The sequence below is a fragment of the Burkholderia sp. Ac-20379 genome (genome assembly GCF_017104645.1).
Lineage (GTDB): Bacteria > Pseudomonadota > Gammaproteobacteria > Burkholderiales > Burkholderiaceae > Burkholderia.
The window spans coordinates 1-1,123 of record NZ_JAAGPF010000715.1 but is presented as its reverse complement, the minus strand read 5'-3'; the positions used below and the strand labels follow the sequence as shown (position 1 = coordinate 1,123).

The window sequence follows — 1,123 nt, the reverse complement described above, 5'->3', positions numbered from 1 at the left end:
TCCGCGTCGAACGCCGCCACCAGCGCCTGCGCCAGCGGGTGATCGCTGCGCCGCTGGATCGCGGCGGCGATGGCGAGCGCGTCGCCGCGCGCCGCGCCGATCGCCTCGAAGGCCGTGACCGACGGCTTGCCTTCGGTCAGCGTGCCCGTCTTGTCGAAGGCCACCACGCGGGTGCGTTGCGCGAGTTCGAGCGCGAGCGCGTCCTGGATCAGCACGCCGTGCTTCGCGGCCACGCCCGTGCCGGCCATGATCGCGGCCGGCGTGGCGAGCCCGAGCGCGCACGGGCAGGCGATCACCAGCACCGCCACGGCGTCGAGGATCGCCGTTTCGGCCGGCGCGCCGGCCAGCAGCCAGCCCGCGAACGTCAGCAGCGCGATGGCGAGGATCGCCGGCACGAACACGGCGCTGACGCGATCCACCAGGCGCTGGATCGGCGCCTTTTCGGCCTGCGCCGATTCGACCAGACGGATGATGCGCGACAGCGTGGTTTCCGCGCCGATGGCCGTGGTTTCCACCGTCAGCGCGCCTTCGGCGTTGATCGAGCCGGCCGTCACGCGGTCGCCGGCCGATTTGGCGACCGGCAGGCTTTCGCCCGTGATCAGCGATTCGTCCACGTGCGACGCGCCCTCGACGATCGTGCCGTCCACCGGGAAGCGCTCGCCGGGCCGCACCGCGACGCGCGAGCCGACGCGCAGCGCGGCCAGCGGCACCTCGCGCTCCGTGCTGTGCTCGACGAGCCGCGCGCGCTCGGGGCGCAGCGCGTTCAGGGCGCGGATCGCGTCGGTGGTCTGGCGCTTCGCGCGCGCTTCGAGCCATTTGCCGAAGCGCACCAGCGTGACGATCACCGCCGCCGCCTCGAAATACAGATGCTCGGCGTGGCCCGGCGCGCGCAGCATCTGCCAGACGCTGAGGCCGAACGCGGCCGAGGTGCCGAGCGCCACGAGCAGATCCATGTTGCCGGCGCGGGCGCGCACGGCGTGCCAGGCGGCGCGGTAGAAGCGCGCGCCGAAGCCGAACTGCACCACCGCCGCGAGCGCGAATTCGAGCGGCGCGGGCAGCGCCAGCGACGCGCCGAACAGCGCCGCCACCATCGGCGCGACGAGCGGGGCGGTCAGCACGGCCA

1 protein-coding gene is annotated in these 1,123 nt (G+C 74.1%); it reads right to left on the bottom strand.

Annotated elements, in window-relative coordinates:
* A partial coding sequence (locus tag G3N92_RS34185; RefSeq protein WP_206131891.1) for a heavy metal translocating P-type ATPase occupies positions 1 to 1,123 on the bottom strand: 1,123 nt, incomplete at both ends.